The organism is Amycolatopsis halotolerans, from assembly GCF_042647905.1.
GTDB lineage: Bacteria > Actinomycetota > Actinomycetes > Mycobacteriales > Pseudonocardiaceae > Amycolatopsis > Amycolatopsis halotolerans.
The window spans coordinates 1-14535 of record NZ_JBHRWI010000056.1; the positions used below are offsets into that span (position 1 = coordinate 1).

Sequence of the window (14535 nt, forward strand, 5' to 3'; positions counted from 1 at the left end):
TCCACTAGAATAAAAGAAGAAACCATCCGTGGCTTACACGGAAATCATGACAGGGTCTGAAATCCACCCTGGCACGGGCGATGCTCCTCGCGCCGCCGCTCGGCCTTGCCCGGGCTCGTTTTACCGCCACCAGGAAGACGATCTGGCATCCACACCGCTGAACATCTCGACATCGCCGCCGCACGCACGGAACCGGCGCTCGTCACCGCGGAGTGCACCAGATACGCAAGCTCACCGGGGAGAGGGGATGCGCACCTGCCCCACGTCGCGGCTGTGGTCGTCAACCACCAGGCCGTGCCCACGAACAGTTGCTCGCCGCAGCCAACGCAAGAAACAGCTGCTCACCGCCGAACGCGCACGCCCACGAGACCCCACCGGAAAGCCGCCTTTGCCGAAGACCCGAAGCCCCGACCGGACAGGCGCACCCCCGCCCTCCACTGGGGGGCTGCCCTTGCCCAGTCTATCCGCCACCCCCGACTGAAAACCGGGTTCTCCCTCAGTTGCCCACAGGCTCGCCAAGCTGTGGATAACTCAATGAAGCAGGCACTGACCTGCAAGAACACCACTTGGAACTATCCACAGCCAACCCCATCAAAGATGCGGCCGAACAACCCGCCCCAACCACTCCGCCGCCGCCCGCGCCACAGCGTCCAGATCGCTCGCCAACGTATGGTCCCCAGCCACCACCACAATCTCATGATGCGGCGCGGCCGAAGGCCTCCCGAACGGATCGCGCTCCCCCTGGATCACCAGCGCGGGCACCTCGACCGCATCCAGCTCAGCCTGTCGCGATTTCTCCGGTTTCCCCGGCGGATGCTCCGGAAAAGCCAAGCACAACACCGCGACCGCCTGCCCGGCCGAAGCCGTCCGGCAAGCTACCCGCGCCCCGGAGGAACGACCGCCGAACACCAGCGGCAGATCATCGAACCGGGCGGAAACCTCGTCCGCCACGGTCAGCCAAGCTGTATCCAGTTGCTTAGCCGGAGCGGGAGCCCGACGGCCAGCCACCCGGTAAGGCTGTTCCACCAGCGCCACATGCATCCCGGCCGCCTTGGCCGCCTGGGCCACCGCCACCAGGTCCTTCGCGCCGATGCCGCCGCCGGCACCGTGGCCGAGGAGCAGGACTGCGTCGCCGTCGGGTGCGCAGTGCAGTTCGACGCGTGCGGGTCCGTGTTCGGTGTCGATCTCGAGGGTGGTCATGACAGGTCGAACAGCGAGTCGACGGGCTGTTCGTTTTCCGTGCGCCGCAACAGTTCCGGGCCGTTGTTGCGGACGTTGTTCACCAGGCTCGACACCGGCCGCAGTTCCAGTGATTCCACGACCGCGGGCGAGGTCGGCACCATCAGTTCGTCCACTTCGGACCGGTCCGGGTCCAGCCAGCCCGTCCAGTGCTCGCGCGGCACGATCAGCGGCATCCGGTGATGCACGTCGGTGAGCTGGCCCTCGGCGTCCGTCGTGATGATCGAGAAGGTGATCAGGGGCTCGGCGTCCTTGTCGTCCTTGGGGCGCCAGCTTTCCCAGATTCCGCCGAAGGCGAGCGAACTCCCGGAGGGATCCGTCATGTAGAACGGCTCCTTCTCCTTGCCCGTGCGCCGCCACTCGAACCAGCCGTCGGCGGGAACCAGGCACCGCCGCGACGCCAGTGCGCGCTTGAACGCGGGCTTTTCCTTCGCGGTTTCCGCGCGGGTGTTGATCATCCGCGAACCCGCCGAAGGATCCTTGGCCCAGAACGGAACCAGGCCCCACCGCATGATCCGCAGCGAGCGCTCCGCCGGTTCGTCTTCCAGGACGAGCCCGTCGGCGTCGCGGGGATGCCGTTGCACCACGGTCACGACGTTCTTGGTCGGCGCGACGTTGTGGTCCACTCGCGCCCGGCCCTCGGTCAGGTCGACCGCGGCGAACTCCTCGACCAGCTTCGCCGGGTCTTTCGTCGCGGCGTAACGGCCGCACATGCCAACCTCCTCGGGGTGCCTCGAGCGCCATCGTCGCACGCAAACCGGGCCCGGCGCGACCGGCATGGGATCATTCGACCAGGCAAGGGGCGACCGGGAGGACGTGGGCGGCTTGGGGCGAGGCGACTGGAGGCGGCTGGACGAATCCGACGTGCGGGTGCGTCCCGGCAAGGGCACCAGGCCACGCAGCAAGCGCAGGCCCGAGCACGCCGACGCGGTCACCGCGATGGTGATCGGCAAGGACCGCGGCCGCTGGACGTGCGCGGTCGACGCCGACCCGGACCGCGTCGTGATGGCCATGCGAGCCCGCGAAATGGGCCGCGTCTCGGTGGTCGTCGGGGACACGGTGGCGCTGGTCGGCGACGTCTCCGGACGGCCGGACACCCTCGCCCGGATCGTCCGCGTCGACGAGCGCTCCAGCGTCTTGCGCCGCACCGCCGACGACACCGACCCGTACGAGCGCGTGGTCGTCGCGAACGCCGCGCAACTGCTGATCGTCACCTCGCTGGCCGATCCCCTCCCCCGGCCCGGATTCATCGACCGCTGCCTCGTCGCCTGCTACGCGGGCGGCCTGGAACCCGTGCTGTGCCTGACGAAAGCCGACCTCGCCAGCCCGGATTCGCTGCTCGCCGGCTACGCGGGCCTGGACGTCCCGGCCATCGTCAGCCGGCACGACGAGGAGCCCGAGGGCCTGCGCGAACGCCTCGGCGGCCGGATCACCGCCCTCGTCGGACACTCCGGAGTCGGCAAGTCGACATTGGTCAACCGGCTCGTGCCCGCCGCCGAACTGGCGACCGGCGACGTCAGCTCGGTCGGCAAGGGGCGGCACACCTCGGTGGCCGCGGTCGCGTTGCCGCTGGCGGACGGGGGCTGGGTGGTCGACACCCCTGGCGTCCGCTCGTTCGGGCTCGCGCACGTGACCGCGGACGACATCGTCAACGCCTTCGAGGAGTTCGCCGAGGCCGCCGAGGAATGCCCGCCGAACTGCGGCCACCTCGGCCCGCCCGAGGACCCGGATTGCGCCCTGGACGCCGTGGTCGCCGACGGCAACGCGGGTGCGGACCGGCTGGCGTCGCTGCGCAGGCTGCTGGTGTCGCGCGCGGGCGGCGGCGGGGACCTCCGCACTGAATCGTGACCTGGAGACGGTAACCTCGCGCGGCTGTCACCGATAGGCGGGTGTATGCCCGGCAGGGGACAAACCGGGGGAAAATTCCTCCGCCTGGAGGGAACCTTTTCCCGCCGGGCGGCGTCACAGAAGCAACCTCGCGGAGTCACCCCGCCAGTGGCCCGCGCGCCGGACCGCAAGGACGCGGCCCTCAAGGCCGACCGGCGACAACGCAGGTGAAAGACCGATTCCTTCCTAGGGGGAGAACCATGCGCAAGACCACGACGTTCGCCGTCGCCGCCGGTGCGGCGCTGGCGCTGGTGCTGACGGGCTGCGGCTCGAGCGCCGAGAACGGCACCGCGGCCCCGGCCGGGCAGGCCAAGGACGGCGGGTCCGGCCTGGCGTCGCCGTTCAGCGACGCGCTGAAGCTGGCCGACGCGGCCAAGCAGGGCACTGAGAAGGCCAAGTCGGCGAAGATGTCGATGGACATGTCCATGGGCGGCCAGTCCATGAAGGCCGAGGGTTCGATGCGCTTCGACGGCGAGAACTCCGCCATGACGATGACGATGAACACGCCGCAGGGCGCCACCGAGATGCGCTACGTCGACAAGACCCTCTACATGAAGGTCCCGGCCGAGCAGGCCAAGCAGTTCGGCAGCGACAAGCCGTGGCTGAAGATCTCGCCGGACGCCAAGGACCCGATGTCGCAGTCGTTCAGCAAGGCCATGTCGCAGTCGACCCAGCAGAGCGACCCGAGGCAGATCCTCGACCAGGTGTCGAAGGCCGGCCAGATCATCAGCGCCGACCAGGTCGAGCTGAACGGCGAGAAGGTCAACCACTACAAGGTGGAGCTGGACGTCAGCAAGTCCATCGAGACCTACTCCAAGGGCCAGCCCGCCGAGGTCCAGGAGCAGATGAAGAAGATGCTCGCGGGCAAGAACATCAAGATCCCGGCCGAGATCTGGATCGACAAGGACCAGCTTCCGCTGCAGGTCACGATGGACCAGTCCGAGATGATGAAGTCGATCGGCTCCTCGACCGGCTCGAGCGCCGCGGCGGCCGTCGGCGGCAAGATCACCGTCAAGTACACCGACTGGGGCAAGCCGGTCGACGTGGCCGCGCCGGCCGCCGACCAGGTCACCGACTTCGGCGAGGTCATGAAGAAGATGGGGCGCTGATCCCCGGAGCTTTTCGCGGGCCCCGAGCCATCCCGGCTCGGGGCCCGTTTTTTTGTGCGCTACTGCCGGTAGCACGTGTTCCCCCGAACGGGTCGGCCCCGCGCGTTGTGCTTGGCTTGAGGCACTCAACGGCCGGTCAGAGAGGGTTTTCGGATGCGCAGGACGGCCGTCGCGGGTGTCGCCGCGCTGCTGGCGATCGCCTCGGCGGGATGTTCCAGCACCCCGGAACCGCAGCGCTTCACCGACGCCCGCACGCTCGCGGACGCCGCCTCCGCCGCGACCTTGGCCGGCCACACCGCGAAGTTCACCGCTGACGTCACCACCGGCACCCTCGTGTCCCACGGGAAGGGCCAGGCGAAGTTCGACCGCGCCGGAACAGCTCTGTCGATGACAACGGACTACGTCGGCGAGCCGCTCGAACTGCGCCTGGTCGACAAGACGCTGTACGCGAAGGTCCCGGAAAGTGCGCGGGACCAGGTCAGCGACCACAAAGCGTGGGTGAAGGTGTCGCCGGACGGCACCGATCCGCTTTCGCAGGTGCTCGGCGGCAGCCTGGCGCAGCTGGCCGAGCAGAACGACCCGGCACGCACCCTGGCACAGGTCCGCACGGCGGGAACGGTGGCCTCCAGCGAGGAAACCACCCTCGACGGCGCCGCGGCCGAGCACTATCACCTGACCGTCGACCTGGCGAAACTCGGCTCCGAGCTGCCCGGCGGCCTGCCCGCCGAAGCGCTGACCCGCCTCGGCGACCGCGGCAAGACGGTCCCGTTCGACCTCTGGCTCGACGCGCGGCACCGGCCGATGCAGCTGGTCCTGGACTTGACGCCGGTCATGCAGGCCACCGGCCAGACCGGCGTCGCCACGGTCAAAGCGCGCTACACGGACTGGAACTCGCCGGTCACGATCGCCGCCCCGGCCGCAGCCGACATCGGCATCCTGACCGGCGGCTAGGTCGGCGTCAGCTGACGTGCCGTGAAGGACTCCTTGAGGGAATCTGATTCCCTCAAGGAGTCCTTCACGGACCGCTAGAGCAGTTCGAGCAGGAAGGGCAGTTCCTGCAGCGCGTACCAGGCCAGCTCGTGGTCTTCGGCGTCGCCGAGGGTGAATTCGGCGTCCTCGTCGCCGAGGTCCGCCGCGTCGATCACCGCCGCGGCGGCGGTCACCGCGTCCTCCGCCTCGGCCGAGTCCACGTGGATCGCCGCGATCTGGGACTTCGGCACCGGACCGGCGAGCCGCACGACAGCGGCGTCCAGGTCCGGGCGCAGCGTCGCGTCGTCGACGTCCACCGAGACCACCGCCCGCCGCGGTTCGCCCTTTTCCTCGGCGGCGATCAGGCGCAGCGAGGCCCGGGCCGCGTCCAGCAAAGCCGCGTATTCCAGTTCCTCGTCGGAACCGCTCGCGTACGCCTCGCGCAGGGCGGGCGTCAGCGCGAAACCGGTGCCGCTGCGAGCGCGGAATTCGCCATTGGCCTCCAGGTCTCGCAGCATCGCGATCGTCGCAGGCAGATAAACCCTCACCAGTGCGCACCCTTCAGCTCTTCAAGCGCTTCTTCGATCATCCCGCCGAGCAGCCCGACGTCGAACGCGGCCTTGCGGTCGCCGTTGAGTCCGAAGTAGACACCGCCGTGGTAGGAGGTGACCCCGATCGCCAGCGCCTGCGTGCGCATCAGCGGCATCACCGGGTACATCTCCACCAGTCTCGCCTCCCCGGCGTACATCGGCACCTGCGGCCCCGGCGAATTCGTGATCATCAGGTTGAAAATCCGCCCGGACAGCGATCCGCCCGCCCGGGCGCCGAGCGAGTGCAGCGTCGCCGGCGCGAACCCGCTCACCTTCAGCAACCCGCGCGCGGCCACCGATCTTCCCGAATTCAGGTGCTCGGCCATCGCGTGGCCGAGGTGCTGCAGCCGCAGCACCGCGCTCGGCTCGCCGACCGGCAGGTCGATCAGGTACGCCGCGACCTGGTTGCCGACCAGCGCGGGCGTGGCGAACTCGGCGGTTTCGGCGTCGGTGACCGCCATCGGCACGAGTGCGCGCACGGTCTCGGTCGGCGTGAGGTTCTCCCCGCGCGACAGCAGCCATTCCCGCAGCGCACCGGTGATCGCGGCCAGGATGACGTCGTTGACCGTGCCGCCGTGGTCCGCGCGGATCTTGCGGAAATCCTCCAGCCGCGTGCGCACGACCGAGAACACGCGACCGCCCGACACCCGGACGTTCAACGGTCCGGACGGAGCGGGCCGCGTGATCGTCGCCGCGACGCCACCGAGCGTCTCCACGGCTTTGCTCACCGTGGTCACCGCGTCGCCCGCGATCGAGCGCACGTTTTCGATCAGCTCGCCGGGCCGTTGGACGGTCTCGCTCATCGCGTCGAGGACCAGTTGCGTACGGCTCGGTTCGCGCCGCGGCGTCCACATGTCCTCGAACGGCTCGGGCGGTTCGGGGGTCTCGTCGAGGATCAGCTGGCCGAGGTCGATCGTGCCGACACCGTCCACAACGGACTGGTGCGTTTTCGTCACCATCGCGACCCGGTCGCCGGACAGTCCCTCGACGAAATACGCCTCCCACAACGGGCGTTCCGGCGCGAGCCGCCGCGACATCAGGCGCGCGACCAGGTCGAACAGCTGGTCGTCGCTGCCCGGCTGGGGCAGCGCGGAGCGGCGGACGTGGTAGTTCAGGTCGAAGTCGACGTCGTCCACCCACACCGGGCGCGCGAGGTGCCCCGGCACGGCGAGCACGCGCTGGCGGTAGCGGGGCAGGAACGCCAGTCGCGCGCCGACGAGGTCGAGCACCTGCTCGTAGGTGAAGCCGGACGACGGCCGCTCGAAGATCGCCACGCCCCCGACGTGCATCGGCGTCGTCTGGTCCTCGACGTACAGGAACGAGGCGTCCAGCGCGGACAGGCGGTCGGGCATGAGCCGATCCTTACACAATGCGAGACTGGCCGGTGTGGGTGATGAGCTGGCAGGTTCGCCGAAAGACCGCTTCCTGACCGTTTACGGGCGCAAGCCCGTGCTGGAGGCGCTGGGCGATCCGGACCTGCGCGTGGACAAGGTGATCCTCGCCGACACCGCGCGCGGCCCCGCCGCCGCGGAGATCCAGCGCGCCGCGAAAGCCGCCGGGGTGCAGGTGCAGCGCGCGAGCGCGCACCGGGTGAAAGTGCTGGCCGGCAACGGAAAACAGGACCAGGGCGTACTGGCCGACGTCGTCGCGCCGCGCATGCGCGCCCTCGCCGCGGCCCTCGACGACCGCCGCCCGCCCGCGCGGCTGCTGCTCCTCGACGGCATCACCACGCCGGCCAACGTCGGAATGATCCTGCGCACCGCGACGGCCGCCGGATTGTCCGGCGTGATCGTGCCGCGCCGGGGCGTCGCCGCGCTGGACCCGATGGTGGTGAAGTCCTCGGCGGGCGTTGCCTTCCGGGCACCGGTGCTGCGCTGCGGATCGGCCCGCGAAGCGGCGGAAATGCTGGTGGAGGCCGGTTACAGCCTGTTCGCGCTGGGCGCCTCGGCGGGAACGTCGGTGTTCGACGTGGAGCTGCCGCAACGGTCGGCGTTCGTGCTGGGCGGCGAAACCGAAGGCGTCGGCGAGGCGGTGGCTGAGCTGGTGACGGAGTGGGTGTCGATCCCGATGCCCGGCGACGTCGAATCGCTGAACGTCTCCGCGGCTGCGGCCGTGCTGTCGTTCGAACTCGTGCGGCGCGGAGTCAGCTGAACAACGCCGCGAGTTCGTCGAGGGTGTCGGTGATGGTGCGATGGTGCACGCCGACCATGCCCGCGGCGACGGCCCCGCGCACGTTCCGCTCGGCGTCGTCCACGAAAACACACCTGGGCGCCGCCAGCCCGATCCGCTCGGCCGCGACGAGGTAAATCTCGCGATCCGGCTTGGCCACCCCGACCTCGCCGGAGAAGACGAGCGCGTCAAAGTATTGCGCCAGCTCGGTTTTCACCCCCGGCGCGGCTCCCGGCGCGTTCGAGACGAGCGCGGTGCGGGTGCCGTTCGCGCGGGCGTCGCGGAGGTATTCGTAAAGAAGCGCGGCGTCCGGGTCGGTTAGCACTCCGGCGTAGTCGATTAGCAAGCCTTTCAGCACTTCGCCAGCCTATCTGCCCTTTCGGCCGCGCGAGGTCCTATAGCGCATCAGGCAGATCCCGTCTGCACCGTTCTGCCCTTTTCGCCGGATCAGGCACTCCGCGTCCCATCGCGCGGCGGCCGCGCGCACCACTACGCGGGTGGACGTCCATGTTTCGGGAGGGAACTTCAATGACGAACCACAGTCTCCGGCCGCTGTCCGCTGTTCCGGAGACCCAGGGCCGACGAACGCATCGCCGTACTGCGTGGCCTTCGCCGTACGATCTGCCGCCTGCCGGGCATCGGTTGGTGCGGCTGACCGATCCGCCTACCGGGCGGCGGCTCGGTCAGCGGCTGAACGCCATTCTCGAGGTCCTCGCCGGGCGACGGGCGGCCGGGCAGATCCGTCCGCTGGTGGACGAGGCGTTGTTTTCCCGGCTCAGCAGTCAGGGGCTGATGCCGGGCATCCGCCACCACGTCGCCGGGGATTTGCGCGTTTGCCGTCCGACCGAGACCGCACTGGAGACCAGCACGATCATTCATTCCGGGCCTCGCGTGCTGGCATTGGCGGCCCGGTTCGAGCGCACGCGGACGGGATGGGTGTGCACGCGGTTTCACGTGCTCGCGCCGCGGACCGAGGGCGCGCAGGCCGGACGGCCGTCAGTCGCCTGAGTGGGACACGTGTCCTGACAAACGGGACAAGGGTCTCGCATTCGCAGAAACCAAGAGGGTCTTGTTTCGCGGGCATCCGGGCGGATCACTGCGGCCCAACCCGCTTGCCGGTCGATCCAAGTCCACTGTGGACCCAAACGACAGAACGGCAGCACGAGCGATCTCGTGCTGCCGTTCTCAGTCATACCGTCCACAGTGGACGGATCAGGAGTGCGTCAGCGACGCGGTCCCTTCTTGCCCTTCTTGGACTGCGCCCGCTCGGCGGCCCGGCGTTCCCGTCGGGTGCCGCCGCCGCCCGCTTCCGCGTCGTTCGCACTGTCCGAATGGGACTCGACGCCGCCGCCCTCGGAGGGGCCGGACATCGTCAGTCCTGATTGGGCACCGCCGCCGAGTCCCTTGCCGCGCAAGGCGGACGGGACCGAGTCGGAATCGGTGGCCGGCGGCTGGGGCGGGGCCGGGCGCGCGTGCTTGCCCCCGTCCTCGTCCTGGTTGCCGAAGGAACCGGCCGCCGCGGCGGTCGCGGACGTGACACCGCCCGGGAGCGCCGACGGTTCCGGCTGCTGCGCGGTTTCCGGCTCGGCGCGCTCGACCTGAAGGTTGAACAGGAAGCCGACGGCCTCCTCCTTCAGCGAGTCGAGCATCGCGCGGAACATGTCGAAGCCCTCGCGCTGGTACTCGATCAGCGGGTCGCGCTGCGCGAGCGCCCGCATCCCGATGCCCTCCTTGAGATAGTCCATCTCGTAGAGGTGCTCGCGCCACTTGCGGTCCAGCACGGTGAGCATGACCTGGCGCTCGAGGCGGCGCATCGAGCCTTCCTCGCCGACCAGTTCGTCGATCTCGGCCTCGCGCTTGGCGTACGCGTCGAGCGCGTCGTCGACCAGCGCCTGGGTGAGGCCTTCCGCGTCGAGGTCGCCGTCCTCGACCAGGTCGTCCCAGTCGAGGCTCACCGGGTACAGCGTCTTCAGCGCGGTCCACAGCTGCTCGTGGTCCCAGTCCTCGGCGTAGCCCTGGGACGTCGCGCCCGCGGCGTACGCCTTCACCACGTCGATGATCATGTGCTCGATCTGCTCGCGCAGGTCCTCGCCGCCGAGCACGCGCAGCCGCTCGGCGTAGATCACCTTGCGCTGCTCGTTCATGACCTCGTCGTACTTGAGGACGTTCTTGCGCGTCTCCATGTTGAGCTGCTCGACCTGGGTCTGCGCGCTCTTGATCGCCTTGGAGACCATCTTGTGCTCGATCGGCACGTCGTCCGGCAGCCGCATCGTGGTCATGATGCGTTCGACCAGCACCGCGTTGAACCGGCGCATCAGGTCGTCGCCCAGCGACAGGTAGAACCGCGATTCGCCGGGGTCGCCCTGCCGTCCGGAACGACCGCGCAGCTGGTTGTCGATGCGCCGCGACTCGTGCCGCTCGGTGCCGAGCACGTAGAGCCCGCCCGCCTCGCGGACGGCGTCGGCCTCGACCCGCGCCTCTTCCTTGATCTCCTCGAGCACCTTCGGCCACGCGGCCTCGTACTCCTCGGAGTGCTCGACCGGGTCGAGGCCGCGCTCGCGCAGCACCTCGTCGGCCATGATGTCCGGGTTGCCGCCGAGCACGATGTCGGTACCGCGGCCCGCCATGTTCGTGGCGACGGTGACCTGGCCCTTCTTGCCCGCGCGCGCGACGATCAGCGCTTCCTTGTTGTGGTACTTCGCGTTCAGCACCTCGTGCGGCACGCCCAGCTTGAGCAGCAGCTTCGACAGGTGCTCGGACTTCTCGACGCTCGTGGTGCCGACCAGCACCGGCTGGCCCTTTTCGTGCCGCTCGGCGATGTCCTCGGCGACGGCCTCGAACTTGGCCTGCTCGTTCTTGTAGATCAGGTCGGCGCGGTCCGCGCGGACCATCGGCCGGTTCGTCGGGATCGGCACCACGCCCAGCTTGTAGGTCTGGTGGAACTCGGCGGCCTCGGTCTCGGCGGTACCGGTCATGCCGGACAGCTTCTTGTAGAGCCGGAAGTAGTTCTGCAGCGTGATCGTGGCGAGCGTCTGGTTCTCCGCCTTGATCTCGACGCCTTCCTTGGCCTCGATCGCCTGGTGCATGCCCTCGTTGTACCGGCGGCCGACGAGGATGCGCCCGGTGAACTCGTCGACGATCATGACCTCGCCGTCGCGGACGATGTAGTCCTTGTCCTTGTGGTAGAGCTCCTTGACCTTGAGCGCGTTGTTCAAGTAGCCGACCAGCGGGGTGTTCGCCGCCTCGTAGAGGTTCTCGATGCCGAGCTGGTCCTCGACGAACCGGACGCCCTTCTCGGTCACCGCGACGGTGCGCTTCCGGACGTCGGTCTCGTAGTGGTACTTCGAGTTGATCAGGTTGGCCTTCTCGACCCGCTCGCGCGTGCCCATGGTGGTGGTGTCGATGCCCTGCATCAACGGCGCGAGCCGGGCGAACTCGACGTACCACCGCGATGACTGGTCCGCCGGGCCGGAGATGATCAACGGGGTGCGCGCCTCGTCGATGAGGATCGAGTCGACCTCGTCGACGATCGCGAAGTTGTGCCCGCGCTGCACGCACTCGTCGAGCGACCACGTCATGTTGTCGCGCAGGTAGTCGAAGCCGAACTCGTTGTTCGTGCCGTAGGTGACGTCGGCGTTGTAGTGCTTGCGCCGTTCCTGCGGGTCCTGCTCGGCGATGATGACGCCGACCTCGAGACCGAGGAAGCGGTGGATGCGGCCCATCCACTCGGCGTCGCGCTTGGCGAGGTAGTCGTTGGTGGTGACGACGTGCACGCCGTCCCCGGGAATGGCGTTCAGGTACGCCGCGAGGACGCAGGTCAGCGTCTTGCCCTCGCCGGTCTTCATCTCGGCGACCTGGCCGAGGTGCAGCGCGGCCCCGCCCATGAGCTGGACGTCGTACGGCCGCTGGCCGAGCACCCGGTGCGCGGCTTCCCTGGCGACGGCGAACGCCTCCGGCAGCAGCTCGTCCAGGGATTCGCCCTTGCCGTACCGCTCGCGGAACTCGTCGGTCTTGGCCCGCAGTTCGGCGTCCGACAGGTCCTTCACGTCGTCTTCGAGGGTGTTGATGTGATCGGCGATGTTGCGCAGCCGCTTCACCATCTTGCCCTCGCCCGCGCGGAGCAGGCGGTTCAGCACCATCCGGTCGACCTCACTAGCTGATCATGATCGAGCCCAGGCCGTTCCCGGGCAGTACTCGCCACGGCTGGCGCCCGTGTGCGCCGCCGCCGTCTCCCCCATCGTAGGGAACGCGGACTGGTCCGCGCACGCACGTCATCGCAGAAGGTCACGAGAGGTTTGCACAGGTCCCGACGAAGGTCGTGCCGCGAGCCGTGCTCCGGGCACGCGGACGGCCCGCACGCGTTCGCGTGCGGGCCGCCGGAGAGGTTGTTCCGGGTGGGCTCAGCCCAGCCGGATCACGCCGTAGTCGAAGCCCTTTCGCCGGTAGACGACACTCGGCCGGCCGGCCTCGGAGTCGTTGAACAAGTAGAAGTCGTGGCCGACCAGCTCCATCTCGTAGAGAGCCTGGTCCACCGTCATGGGGTCCGCGTCGTGTTGCTTCTCGCGGACGACGCGGCCGGGCTGATGGCCCAGGTCCTCGTCTTCCCAGCGCCCCTGCCGGGGAATGTCGCCCGCACTCGTCGCCGCGAAACCGTTCACCATGGGTTCGGTCGCGTCGGGTGCGTCCAGGACGGCCGTGCCCATGGCGGGCCCGGCGACGGCATCGGATCCGCCGACCACGGACGTCGCCTCGGCGACCGACTCAGGACGGCTGCGTCCGTAATGCACGCGCCTGCGGTCGTGTGTCCGCCTGAGCCGGTTTTCCAGCTTGGTGACGGCGGAGTCGAGCGCTGCGTAGAAGTCGGCCGCGCTCGCTTCGGAGCGAACAGCCGGACCGCGGCCCTTCCCGGTGATCTCGACGCGCTGACAGCTCTTGGCCTGCCTGCGGTTGGGTTCGTGGAAGAGTTCCACTTCGTAGCGGATGACCTTCTTGTCGTAGCGCTCAAGGCGGGCCAGCTTTTCGCTGACAAGCGCCCGGTAATGCTCGGGCACCTCCACGTTGCGGCCCTTAACGACGATGTCCATACACGACCTCCCTCGCTGAGGAAACTGCGAGCTGTTGTGTTCTCACGGCACCGGTACTGAACGGCTACTGCACGGGTTCGGCGGGCTGATCAAGAATTCGCGACCGGATCACGACGTCTCGTGGCGGTAGCGCGAACGCGGACTCAGCGGGCCGCCGGCGCCAGGGACATGGGCTGCACACCTCCCTGCCTGCGGGTATTGCTGATAGCGGTGCACGTTAGCTTCATCACGCCGTCCGCAACAGCCCCCGAGCCGGGGGATGTCACGATCCGGGAACCCGTCACGGGGCGCAGTGAATCATGCGTGCGCAGCCCGAAACCGCCGCCCGGAAGGCCGAGCCCGCGTGCCCAAGTTTCACGCGGACGGCGCAATCCGGCGGCACCTCGGACGCCGAGGGTGACCGACCCGCCCAGCACAGCCGCCACCTCGGCGAACTGCCCCGTTGCGGGAGTGATTCCGGCCTTGATCCTCATGTCCGGACAACGGGCGACGGCCGCGGGAGGTTCCCTCTTGACATCACTCGTGTAGGTGACACCTGGCGGTAGTGGGCGTTCGAGCGCGAGTTACCTCCCGGACGGGAAAGCGGAGAAAGTTTTTCGGGTGGGTGGTTTTTGGAATCGTTCCGTTGTGGCCGCGACCGGCGCGGGGTGATCGGTTTCCGCGCAACCGGATTTCGGTTTCGGATGGCGCCGGTCTCGGCGCCCGGCGGATTCTCGGCGGACTGGGCCAGGGCGCGTTCGGGTTTCGGACGTGGGAACAGGCTGCCTTTCAGACTGTCGCCAGCAGGGCGAGCACCGCCACCACTGGCACGCCCGCGTTTTTCAACGCCGTGACACATGCGGCGGACGTGGCGCCTGTGGTGATCACGTCGTCCACCACCACGACCCGCGCGCCCGGCGGCGGACGACCGGCCGCGGCGAAGCGAAGCCGCCCCTCCAGGTTGGCCGTTCGTTCCGCCCGGCTCAAGCCGACCGCGTCCCGTCCACCGGTCAGCGCCAGGGCGGGCGCGACATAACCACCCGTCAGCCGAGCGGCTTCCGACGCGATGCGCAGGACGTGCGGGCCTCCGCGAACCCGCGAGGCGGCGCGTCGGCTCGGGGCGGGAACCAGGCACCACGGACTGGCGCGAGGACCGCCCGGCAGCAACGTCATCAGGCCAGCGGCCAGCATCCGCCCCAAAAACGGGGCCACGTCCCGACGGCGGCGTTCCTTGTACGCGATCAAGGTTCGCTTGGCGACACCCGCGTAGCGAGCCAAAGCGTAGGCCGGAGCCAACGCCGCCAGCGGCGCGCGAAACACCTCAGTGGGGGACCCCCACGCCGTGGAGCATCCGGCGCACACGGCCGCGCCGCGGTTTTCACAGCCTGCGCAGAAGGTCGGCAGGAGCAGGTTCAGCAGAAGTCTCAGCACCATGACCAAGAGTGTGCACGCGACCACCGACAGTTTCGGGCCCCGTGAGCGCCGGAGCCCGAAATCCGTGCCGAGAAA

General features: G+C 68.9%; 12 protein-coding genes and 1 pseudogene. 5 read left to right on the plus strand and 8 right to left on the minus strand.

Features of this window, described 5'->3' with window-relative positions:
• Nucleotides 1-591 precede the first annotated feature (591 nt).
• Together ACFORO_RS37035 and ACFORO_RS37040 are read right to left on the minus strand one after the other, a co-directional pair.
• Nucleotides 592-1200: an alpha/beta hydrolase family protein gene (locus ACFORO_RS37035; RefSeq protein ID WP_354750353.1), complete on the minus strand. Its 609-nt coding sequence runs from the start codon at nt 1198-1200 to the stop codon at nt 592-594.
• Nucleotides 1197-1952 (minus strand): SOS response-associated peptidase, encoded by a 756-nt coding sequence (locus tag ACFORO_RS37040; RefSeq protein ID WP_354750351.1) that lies wholly within the window; start codon nt 1950-1952, stop codon nt 1197-1199. The genes ACFORO_RS37035 and ACFORO_RS37040 overlap by 4 nt, the downstream gene beginning before the upstream one ends.
• Before the next feature lie 64 nt (nt 1953-2016).
• On the opposite strand from ACFORO_RS37040, the gene rsgA reads away from it, so the two are divergent.
• From rsgA to ACFORO_RS37055, 3 genes are all read left to right on the plus strand, one after another.
• Entirely contained in the window at nt 2017-3087 is a 1071-nt protein-coding gene (rsgA, locus tag ACFORO_RS37045; protein ID WP_377872566.1) for a ribosome small subunit-dependent GTPase A, read from the plus strand.
• A gap of 239 nt (nt 3088-3326) precedes the next feature.
• A complete protein-coding gene (locus tag ACFORO_RS37050; protein ID WP_377872567.1) occupies nt 3327-4235 on the plus strand; it encodes a hypothetical protein in 909 nt (302 codons plus the stop codon).
• A gap of 153 nt (nt 4236-4388) precedes the next feature.
• On the plus strand, nt 4389-5186 hold the full coding sequence (locus ACFORO_RS37055) for a hypothetical protein (protein ID WP_377872570.1): 798 nt from the start codon (nt 4389-4391) through the stop codon (nt 5184-5186).
• 74 nt (nt 5187-5260) lie between these two features.
• Here ACFORO_RS37055 and ACFORO_RS37060 read toward each other — a convergent pair whose 3' ends face one another.
• On the minus strand, nt 5261-5752 hold the full coding sequence (locus tag ACFORO_RS37060) for a DUF6912 family protein (protein ID WP_354750345.1): 492 nt from the start codon (nt 5750-5752) through the stop codon (nt 5261-5263).
• Nucleotides 5749-7146: a WS/DGAT/MGAT family O-acyltransferase gene (locus ACFORO_RS37065; protein ID WP_354750343.1), complete on the minus strand. Its 1398-nt coding sequence runs from the start codon at nt 7144-7146 to the stop codon at nt 5749-5751. Before ACFORO_RS37065 ends, ACFORO_RS37060 begins: the two co-directional genes overlap by 4 nt.
• Nucleotides 7147-7180: 34 nt before the next feature.
• Here ACFORO_RS37065 and ACFORO_RS37070 point away from each other — a divergent pair, with 34 nt between their 5' ends.
• Entirely contained in the window at nt 7181-7945 is a 765-nt protein-coding gene (locus ACFORO_RS37070) for a TrmH family RNA methyltransferase (protein WP_344270784.1), read from the plus strand.
• Here the strand turns inward: ACFORO_RS37070 and ACFORO_RS37075 are convergent.
• Nucleotides 7938-8321 carry an HAD-IA family hydrolase gene (locus tag ACFORO_RS37075; RefSeq protein WP_377872573.1) on the minus strand — a complete coding sequence of 128 codons (384 nt, stop codon included), beginning with the start codon at nt 8319-8321 and terminating at the stop codon, nt 7938-7940. The two genes, ACFORO_RS37070 and ACFORO_RS37075, sit on opposite strands and share 8 nt — an antisense overlap.
• A gap of 170 nt (nt 8322-8491) precedes the next feature.
• Here ACFORO_RS37075 and ACFORO_RS37080 point away from each other — a divergent pair, with 170 nt between their 5' ends.
• Complete coding sequence (locus ACFORO_RS37080) at nt 8492-8971, plus strand: Rv3235 family protein (protein WP_377872575.1); 480 nt, start codon at nt 8492-8494, stop codon at nt 8969-8971.
• A gap of 571 nt (nt 8972-9542) precedes the next feature.
• Here ACFORO_RS37080 and secA read toward each other — a convergent pair.
• The 3 genes and pseudogenes from secA to ACFORO_RS37095 all read right to left on the minus strand — a co-directional run.
• Nucleotides 9543-12102: pseudogene (gene secA / locus ACFORO_RS37085) on the minus strand (preprotein translocase subunit SecA); the annotation flags it as partial.
• 261 nt (nt 12103-12363) lie between these two features.
• Nucleotides 12364-13047 (minus strand): ribosome hibernation-promoting factor, HPF/YfiA family, encoded by a 684-nt coding sequence (hpf, locus tag ACFORO_RS37090; RefSeq protein WP_354750738.1) that lies wholly within the window; start codon nt 13045-13047, stop codon nt 12364-12366.
• A 768-nt stretch (nt 13048-13815) separates the two neighbouring features.
• Complete coding sequence (locus ACFORO_RS37095; protein ID WP_377872579.1) at nt 13816-14460, minus strand: ComF family protein; 645 nt, start codon at nt 14458-14460, stop codon at nt 13816-13818.
• Nucleotides 14461-14535: the final 75 nt, after the last annotated feature.